An 8,495-nucleotide genomic window follows, 5' to 3' on the forward strand; every position below is an offset into this window, starting at 1 on the left:
TCGCCATGAATGCAGCCATCCAGCTCCACCCCAACACAGCCGACTTGAACGACGAGCAGGAAGCCTTCCGCGCCGCCGCCCGCGACTTCGCCGACAAGCAACTCGCCCCGCATGCAGCGCAGTGGGACGCAGAAGGTCACTTCCCGCGCGAGGCCATCGCCAAGGCCGCCGAGCTCGGCTTTTGCGGGCTTTACACCGATGAAGGCGTTGGCGGCCTGGGCATGCGTCGGCTCGATGCGGCAGTGGTGTTCGAAGAACTCGCCACGGTGGATCCGTCCACCTCCGCCTTCATCAGCATCCACAATATGGCCACCTGGTTGATCGCCAGCTATGGCACCGACGCGGTACGCGCGCAGTGGGGGGAGGCGATGACCAGCGGCGCCAGGCTGGGCTCGTACTGTCTGACCGAACCGGGCAGTGGCTCGGATGCGGCATCGCTGAAATCGCGCGCGCAGCGCGACGGCGACAGCTATGTGCTCAACGGCAGCAAGGCCTTCATCTCCGGCGCCGGCGCAACCGACGTGCTGGTGGTGATGGCGCGCACCGGCGAAGACGGTGCACGTGGCATCAGCGCCTTCGTGGTGCCGGCCGATGCACCTGGCATCAGCTACGGTCGCAAGGAAGAGAAGATGGGCTGGAACAGCCAGCCTACGCGCGGTGTGAGCTTCGAAAACGTGCGTATTCCGGCCGAGAACCTGCTGGGCAAGGAAGGCGAAGGCTTCAAGATGGCGATGAAGGCGCTGGATGGTGGCCGCATCAATATCGCCGCGTGTTCGTTGGGCGCCGCGCAAGGCGCGCTGGATGCTGCGCGTCGCTACATGGGCGAGCGTCGCCAGTTCGGCAAGAAACTGGCCGATTTCCAGGCGCTGCAGTTCAAGTTGGCCGACATGGCCACGCAGCTGGTGGCCGCGCGGCAGATGGTGCACACCGCCGCGCGCAAGCTCGATGCCGGTAGCCACGATGCCACCGTCTGGTGTGCGATGGCCAAGCGCTTCGCCACCGATGCCGGTTTTGCCATCTGCGACGATGCCTTGCAGATCCATGGCGGCTACGGCTATATCCGCGAATACCCGATCGAGCGCTTGCTGCGCGACAGCCGCGTGCACCGCATTCTGGAAGGCACCAACGAGGTGATGCGCATGATCGTGGCGCGTCACCTGCTCAATGGCGAGGAGGAATTGCGATGAGCGATTGGGAAGGCCGTCTCCACACCGGTCTGCAGGTCGAGCGCGGTGGGCACGTCGCCATCGTGACCTTGAGCAATCCGCCGGCCAACACCTGGACCGTGCACAGCCTGGCGGCCCTGCGCGAGCTGGTGCGCGCGCTGGATGCAGATCGCAGCATCTACGCGCTGGTGATCACCGGCGAAGGCGAGAAGTTCTTCAGCGCCGGTGCCGACCTCAAGCAGTTCGCCGATGGCGACAAGGCCAATGCACGTGAGGCTGCGCGCCGGTTCGGCGAAGCGTTCGAAGCCTTGAGCGCATTTCGTGGCGTGTCGATTGCCGCAATCAACGGCTATGCGATGGGGGGCGGGCTGGAATGCGCATTGGCGTGCGATCTGCGCATTGCCGAGCAGCACGCACAGCTCGCGTTGCCTGAAGCCAGCGTTGGCCTGCTGCCGTGTGCCGGCGGCACCCAGAATCTGCCGCGCCTGGTCGGCGAGGGCTGGGCCAAGCGCATGATCCTGTTGGGCGAGCGTATCGATGCCGCTACCGCGCAGCGCATCGGTTTGGTGGAAGAGGTGGTGGGCAAGGGCGAGTCGCGCGCGCTGGCGGTTGCCTGGGCGCAGCGTGCCGGTAAACAGAGCCCGGTCAGTGTGGCGGCATGCAAGCAGCTGGTGCAGTCCACGCGCCATGGCACCCACGCAGCGGCATTGATTGCCGAGCGCGAAGCCTTCGTGGATCTGTTCGAGCATGCCGATCAGGCCGAAGGCGTGGCTGCATTTCTGGACAAGCGCGCGCCGCAGTGGAGCAACCGCTGATGGCGCAGGTCAGCGCAACCGACGAGGCACCGGTGCTGTTCGAGCAGCGTGCATGCGCCGATGGGCACCGGATCGGCATCGCTACCTTGAATTCGCCCAAGACGCTCAATGGCCTGTCGTTACAGATGACGCGGCTGCTGGATGTGCAGTTGCGTGTGTGGGCTGAGGATGCCCAGATCGCCTGCGTGGTGTTGCGTGGCGCCGGCGACAAAGCGTTCTGTGCTGGTGGCGATCTGCATGGCCTGTACCAGAGCATGCGTGCGCATCGCGCTGCAGTGCCCGACACTGCAGCGCGATGCGCAGCGCCGCAGGCCAACGCGCATGCGGCCGCATTCTTCGAGGAGGAATACCGGCTCGACTACCGCATCCATACCTATCCCAAGCCGCTGCTGTGCTGGGGCCACGGCATCGTGATGGGCGGTGGCATCGGTTTGATGTCCGGCGCCAGCCATCGCGTGGTCACCGAACGCTCGCGCCTTGCCATGCCGGAGATCAGCGTGGGGCTGTTTCCCGATGTGGGTGGCAGCTGGCTGTTGCGCCGCGTGCCCCAGGGGGCCGGCCTGTTTCTGGCGCTGACTGGCGCGCCGCTGGATGCCAGCGATGCCATTTACGCGGGGCTGGCAGATGTGCGCCTGGAGCATGCGCAGTACTCAGCAGTGCTGGATGCGCTAAGCGCGCACGCATGGACAGGCAATGCCGACAACGACCGTACTCAGCTCGGCGCATTCCTGCATGGCATCGCGCAACCCACCGAGCCGGGCCCGCTGCAACTCCACGCACAGTTGATCGAACGCCTGGTATCCGGCGAGTCACTGGAGCACATCGTCGCTGCAATCATGGCGCTGCAAAGCGAAGACAGCTGGCTGCAGGCTGCACGTGCCACCTTGGCCGCGGGTGCTCCGGGCTCGGCACGCCTGGCCTGGGAGCTGTATCGCCATCCGGGCACCACGACGCTGGCCGATACCTTTCGGACCGAATACGTGGTCGCATTGCATGTGGCGGCGCACGGCGATTTTGCAGAAGGCATCCGCGCGCTGTTGATCGATAAGGATCGTCAACCGTGTTGGCAGCCTGGATCGCTGGAAGAAGCCGATGCGCAGTGGGCCGCAGACTTCTTTGTCGCGCCCTGGTCGGCCGCGGACCACCCGCTTGCCGATCTGGCGGCAGGCCAGCTCGGTGTGCGTTGAGTGGCTGGCAACTTTGCGAGGGACATTCGGCTCACGCCCGATTGCATCGCAGTTGCCATGTAGCACCTGTGTCGTCGCAGCTGAAGACTGGCGGTGGCTGCGTGCGCACCAGCAATCCGGGATGACCCCGGCTATTTATTGAAGATGGCCCTACTTTGGAAACCGACACCATGAGCAAGATCGCGTTTATCGGCCTGGGCAATATGGGCGGGCCAATGGCTGCCAATCTGATCAAGGCCGGGCATCAGCTGCGGGTGTTCGATCTCGCACCGGCTGCCCTGGATGCTGCCTCAGCGGCTGGCGCGCATGCTGCCAGCTCCGCGCAGGACACGCTGGTCGGTGCCGAGGTCGTGATCTCGATGCTGCCCGCGAGCCGCCACGTCGAAGGTCTGTACCTGGGCGAATCCGGCATCCTGGCGCAGATCGCGGATGGTGCCCTGGTCATCGACTGCAGCACCATCGCACCGTTATCCGCACGCAAGGTGGCCGACGCGGCCAAGGCGCGTGGCCTGACGATGCTGGACGCCCCGGTCTCCGGTGGCACGGCCGGTGCTGCAGCCGGCACGCTGACCTTCATCGTCGGCGGCGCTGCCGATGCGCTGGAGCGCGCCCGCCCGGTGCTGCAGGCCATGGGCAAGAACATCTTCCATGTCGGCGACAATGGGGCAGGGCAGGTCGCCAAGCTGTGCAACAACATGGCCTTGGGCGTGATCATGGCGGCCACCGGCGAAGCGCTGGCGCTTGGCGTCGCGCAAGGCCTGGACCCTGCGGTGCTATCGCAGATGATGGCGGTCAGCACCGGGCGCAGCTGGGCTACCGAGGTGTGCAACCCGTGGCCCGGCGTGCTGCCCAATGCGCCGGCTTCGCGTGGGTATAGCGGCGGCTTCGGCAACGATCTGATGCTCAAGGATCTGGGTTTGGTTGCCGAGTCGGCGGTGCAGGCCGGCGTGTCGATTCCGCTCGGTGAGCTGGCGCGCAACCTGTATGCAATCAACAGCCAGGCAGGCAACGGGGCGCTGGATTTTTCCAGCGTGGTCAAGCTGTTCGCCAAGGTCTGACGAGCCACCTGGCTCGCGCCGCGGATTGTTGGAAGGGCGGTGCGGACCAGACATGCTTCCAGAGCGTGACTGCAGTTCTCGCGCCCCGCATTGGCGCAACCACTGCGCTTTGCAGCCCGCCGCACGGTTTGCGTGATGTGATGTCATTACGCACAGGTGTAATAGTCTCCGCCATCGCGTGCGCCTAAGGTGCGCGCATTGCAGCAGGCCACGACATCCATGGGACACGACCACAACCACGCACCCAGCGAAATCCGTCACGAAGCCCCCTTGTGGTGGGCACTGGGGCTGACCGCCACCTTTCTGCTGGCAGAGATCATCGGCGCATTCGTGACCAACAGCCTGGCGCTGCTGTCCGACGCTGCGCATATGGCCACCGACACCGTCGGCCTGATGATCGCGCTGGTCGCGGTGCGCCTGAGTCGTCGTCCGGCCGACGTGCGTCGCACCTATGGCTATGTGCGGCTCGAGGCGCTGGGCGCATTGGCCAATGGCGCGCTGCTGTTCGCAGTGGGCGGCTACATCCTGTGGGAGGCCGCGCAACGCTTTCGTGCCCCGCAGGACATTGCGTACAGCGGCATGCTGCTGATCGCCGGCTTCGGCTTGGTGATCAATCTGGTCGCGATGAAGCTGCTGCATGCCGGCAGCGGCGAAAGTCTCAACGTCAAGGGCGCCTATCTGGAAGTCTGGAGCGACATGCTCGGCTCGGTGGCAGTAATCATCGGTGCCCTGCTGATCCGCTGGACCGGCTGGCAGTGGATCGACCCGGTGCTGGCCGTGCTGATCGGCCTGTGGGTCTTGCCGCGCACCTGGGTGCTGCTGCGCGAGGCGATCAACGTGTTGCTCGAAGGCGTGCCCAAGGGGATCGACCTGGCGCAGGTGCAGCAGGCGCTGACCGGCCACGCTGGCGTCGAAGACGTGCACGACCTGCATGTCTGGGCGCTGGCCTCCAGCACGCCGGCGCTCACCGCGCACATCGTGGTCAACGAGGCCACCGACCGCGACCGTCTGCGTGACGCGCTCGGCGCCCTGCTGCATGAGCGCTTCGATATCGCGCACGTCACCTTGCAGGTGGAGAGCGACGACTGCGGCACTGAACCTTGCGGCACGCCCAAACCGGCGGCAGGCACGGGCCATGACGCGCATCATGGGCACGCTCATGCGCATGGGCACACGCATGGCGTGCATTCCCACTGATCGCCATTGGCGCACGGGCGAGCATTCCGACCCGGTAGCGATGCGCCTTCGCCACTGGCCGCGGCGCGATGCCGTCCATCGGTGCACCGTGGGCTTGCTGTCGCGGGCCATCCAGGCCGTATGATCCGGACGGGAATGGCTGACGGGCGACGTGGCATGGCAGTACAGGTCGAGCAGGTCAACGAGCAGATCGCCGCGCTGACCGCGCAGGCCAGTGCGGCTGCGTCGGCCGGGCAATGGCAGCAAGCCGAACAGCTGTGGGCGCAGGTGCACCAGTTGGCCCCCGCGCATCCGCACGCCTTGTACAGCCTGGGCGTCCATGCCTATCAGCGGGGCGATGCGGTCGCAGCGTTGGAGCATCTGACGGCAGCGCGATCAGGCAATCCAGGCGACCCGATGATCGTACTGACCATTGCCGTGGTGAAGCAGGCGCAAGGCGATATCGATGGCCAATGGCAAGCCATCACCGCAGCGCTGGCGCTGGATGCGTATTTTCTCCCCGGCTTACTGGCCAAAGCCGCATTCCTGGAGGCGCGCGGGCGGCCGCACGCGGCAGCCGGGGTCTATCGCGATGCGCTCGCCGTCGCGCCGCCGGAGCCGCAATGGCCGGCGGCGCTGCGCCGCAAGCTGCTGCACGCGCAACAGGCGGTCGAGCAGGACACGCTGGAATTGGAAGCCCGGTTGCGGGCCGCACTGGAAATTCCGCGCATGTCCATGGACGCGGCACTGCACGGCCGCTGGGACGAAGCTGCGGCGATCGCGTGCGGGCGCACCAGGCCATTTCATTCCCAGTCCAATCGCCTGCATATTCCGCGCTTGCCGGCGTTGCCATTCCATGCGGAAGCCGCATTCCCGTGGATCGACGAGCTGCAGCGTCATACCGATGCGATCACGCACGAACTGCGCGCCGTGATGGATGAGGACACGCGTGGATTTGCTCCTTACATCGCCTACGCGCCCGACCAGCCGGTCAATCAATGGAAAGACCTCAACCATTCGCCGGCATGGAGTTCCTATCCGCTCTGGGCACACGGCCAGCCAGTGGAAGCGCATCTGCAACGATGCCCGGCGACGGCAGCCGCATTATCGCTGGTCGATGCGGCGCAGATCGATGGCGTCTGTCCGAATGCGATGTTCTCCGTGCTGGCGCCGCACACCACCATTCCTCCGCATCACGGCGAAACCAACGCCCGGCTGGTGGCGCATCTGCCGCTGATCGTGCCGGAGCACTGCAGCTTTCGGGTAGGGTACGACTGGCGCCGCTGGGAAGCCGGAAAAGTGCTTGTGTTCGACGATTCGATCGAACACGAGGCGCGTAACGACAGTGTGCAGGTCCGGGTGGTACTGATTTTCGACGTCTGGAATCCGTTGCTCAGTCAGCAGGAGCGGGCAATGGTCAATGCCATGGAGGCCGCCATCGCAGCGCACCGGCACGGATGAGCGCTTGCTTGCGGGTAGATCAGTCCGGGAGCGGGATGCCGGCCTTGCCAAGAGCAATGCGTAGCGGAGCAAGTTGCGTCGCATACGATCTCCAGCGTCCCGAGGCCTCGGCGTGCAGGGGGCGGCGGACTTGCCAGTAGCTTGCGGTCCGCACCGCACGTTCCGCCAGGTGGAAGTCCAGGCACGCAGGCTCCCAGGGCAGTTGCAGGAAATCCAGCAAGGCGCGCAAGGTCCGCTCGGGCGCGGCCACGAAGGCATCGTAGTCGAAGGTATGGATGCTGTCCGGGTACAGCGACATCCAATGGTTCATCAAGTGGTGGTACGCGCCGTAAAAATGCCCGATATCTTCCAGTTTGCCCGCGTATCCGAACCCGTGCGGATTGAGCTGTTGCATGAAGATCGATAGCCCATTGTCCAATGGATGCCGGCGCGTATGCACGATCCTTGCCGATGGGAACAGGCGTTTGATCAAGCCGATCAGCTGGAAATTGTCCGGGCGCTTGTCGGTGATGTAGCGCAGCTGCGCCTGGTCCGGAATAACTGCGTCGATGTGCCGCCGATAGCTCACGGCGAGCTGCGCGATCATCTGTGGCGAGAGCGTGCGTACGGTTTGCGGAAACGGAGATAGCCTTTGCGCGACCAATCGGGGGAGCGCATCCATCTCGCCACCCGCAGCAACCTGTGAGTGGCGGGACAATGCATGCTCGATCACCGTCGACCCGGAGCGGAACATTCCACAGATAAATAGCGCAGACGTTGCATCGTGCCTATCTGCATGCGGCGGCCGCGCAGATTCCACAGCCGCGCTGTCGAATGTGGCCATCAATGCGTCGAAATGCCGCTGCGTGCGTTGCGGGTCGTATGTGGTTACGTGCGCATAGGCGTGCCGGTTGGCAGCGGTAGCCGTATCGAATGCATGCCGATGCTGGCCAAGACGGTCGTAGGCATGGGCCAGTGCATGCAGCACGGTCGCCATAAGCTGCCGATCCAGTCCTTGCACAGAGACGGCCTGCGTCAGGCCAATCATGCGCAGGTCGTCGACAGCGATGGGTGGGTCCAGATGCAGCATCCTTGCAGCAGCCTGCAATTGCAGTGCCTGCGTCGCTGGATCGGCCGGGGCAACGGCAAGAAGCTGAGAATAGGCGGCGATGGCATGACCGCGCGCGCCCAGCTCCTCGTGCAGATTGCCCAAATTAAGCAACGCGGGGGGATAGGCTGGCCGGCAATGTAGCGCCAGTTCGAGTTCCTGCAACGCCGCGGCGGCGTCACCGAGATGCTCGCTGAGCAGTACTGCGCGATTGAGATGGACCTGCTCCGGCGCTGCCGCTCCGCATGCCAGCGCCTGTGCATACGCCTGCAATGCCGCAGGGATGTCGCCGGTGCGGCGGAACAGGTACCCCAGGTTGTACCAGGCATCGGCGGCGTGTGGACGCTCCCGCACAATAGTTTGATACGCAGCAATCGCCTGTTGCAGGTGACCTTGCTGCAGGAGTTGCGCTGCCCGCTGATCAGAGGTGTTCAATGCGCGGTTCCGGCTGACGATGCAGCAATTTGGACGAGTGCAGCTTAGGTGGCGTGCGCGCGCCGTTCAATCGGCACCGGCCAGGAACCACTAGGGAAGGTCTGATCAAC

7 protein-coding genes are annotated in these 8,495 nt (G+C 64.9%); 6 read left to right on the plus strand and 1 reads right to left on the minus strand.

Going from position 1 to position 8,495, the window contains the following annotated elements; translation table 11 throughout:
* Positions 1–5 precede the first annotated feature (5 nt).
* From J7367_RS16650 to J7367_RS16675, 6 genes are all read left to right on the plus strand, one after another.
* Complete coding sequence (locus tag J7367_RS16650) at positions 6–1,187, plus strand: acyl-CoA dehydrogenase family protein (RefSeq protein WP_007970984.1); 1,182 nt, start codon at positions 6–8, stop codon at positions 1,185–1,187.
* Positions 1,184–1,981, plus strand: a complete 798-nt coding sequence (locus J7367_RS16655; protein WP_057662109.1) for an enoyl-CoA hydratase — start codon at positions 1,184–1,186, stop codon at positions 1,979–1,981. Before J7367_RS16650 ends, J7367_RS16655 begins: the two co-directional genes overlap by 4 nt.
* On the plus strand, positions 1,981–3,168 hold the full coding sequence (locus J7367_RS16660; protein WP_057662145.1) for an enoyl-CoA hydratase/isomerase family protein: 1,188 nt from the start codon (positions 1,981–1,983) through the stop codon (positions 3,166–3,168). Before J7367_RS16655 ends, J7367_RS16660 begins: the two co-directional genes overlap by 1 nt.
* A gap of 155 nt (positions 3,169–3,323) precedes the next feature.
* Positions 3,324–4,226: a 3-hydroxyisobutyrate dehydrogenase gene (gene mmsB / locus J7367_RS16665; RefSeq protein WP_173644238.1), complete on the plus strand. Its 903-nt coding sequence runs from the start codon at positions 3,324–3,326 to the stop codon at positions 4,224–4,226.
* 219 nt (positions 4,227–4,445) lie between these two features.
* Positions 4,446–5,423 (plus strand): cation diffusion facilitator family transporter, encoded by a 978-nt coding sequence (locus J7367_RS16670; protein ID WP_057662103.1) that lies wholly within the window; start codon positions 4,446–4,448, stop codon positions 5,421–5,423.
* A 156-nt stretch (positions 5,424–5,579) separates the two neighbouring features.
* Positions 5,580–6,863 carry an aspartyl/asparaginyl beta-hydroxylase domain-containing protein gene (locus J7367_RS16675; protein ID WP_057662098.1) on the plus strand — a complete coding sequence of 428 codons (1,284 nt, stop codon included), beginning with the start codon at positions 5,580–5,582 and terminating at the stop codon, positions 6,861–6,863.
* A 19-nt stretch (positions 6,864–6,882) separates the two neighbouring features.
* Here the strand turns inward: J7367_RS16675 and J7367_RS16680 are convergent, their stop codons facing one another.
* The gene (locus J7367_RS16680) at positions 6,883–8,385 is read right to left on the minus strand and encodes a sulfotransferase (RefSeq protein ID WP_057662096.1); all 1,503 of its coding nucleotides are present in this window, start codon (positions 8,383–8,385) and stop codon (positions 6,883–6,885) included.
* Positions 8,386–8,495 lie beyond the last annotated feature (110 nt).

The organism is Xanthomonas sp. D-36-1 (assembly GCF_017746155.1).
GTDB lineage: Bacteria > Pseudomonadota > Gammaproteobacteria > Xanthomonadales > Xanthomonadaceae > Xanthomonas > Xanthomonas cissicola.

Coding starts and splice junctions, on each gene's coding strand:
- J7367_RS16655 (WP_057662109.1), top strand. CDS start 1,184: ATGAGCGATTGGGAAGGCCGTCTCCACACCGGTCTGCAGGTCGAGCGC.
- J7367_RS16650 (WP_007970984.1), top strand. CDS start 6: ATGAATGCAGCCATCCAGCTCCACCCCAACACAGCCGACTTGAACGAC.
- J7367_RS16675 (WP_057662098.1), top strand. CDS start 5,580: ATGGCAGTACAGGTCGAGCAGGTCAACGAGCAGATCGCCGCGCTGACC.
- J7367_RS16660 (WP_057662145.1), top strand. CDS start 1,981: ATGGCGCAGGTCAGCGCAACCGACGAGGCACCGGTGCTGTTCGAGCAG.
- J7367_RS16670 (WP_057662103.1), top strand. CDS start 4,446: ATGGGACACGACCACAACCACGCACCCAGCGAAATCCGTCACGAAGCC.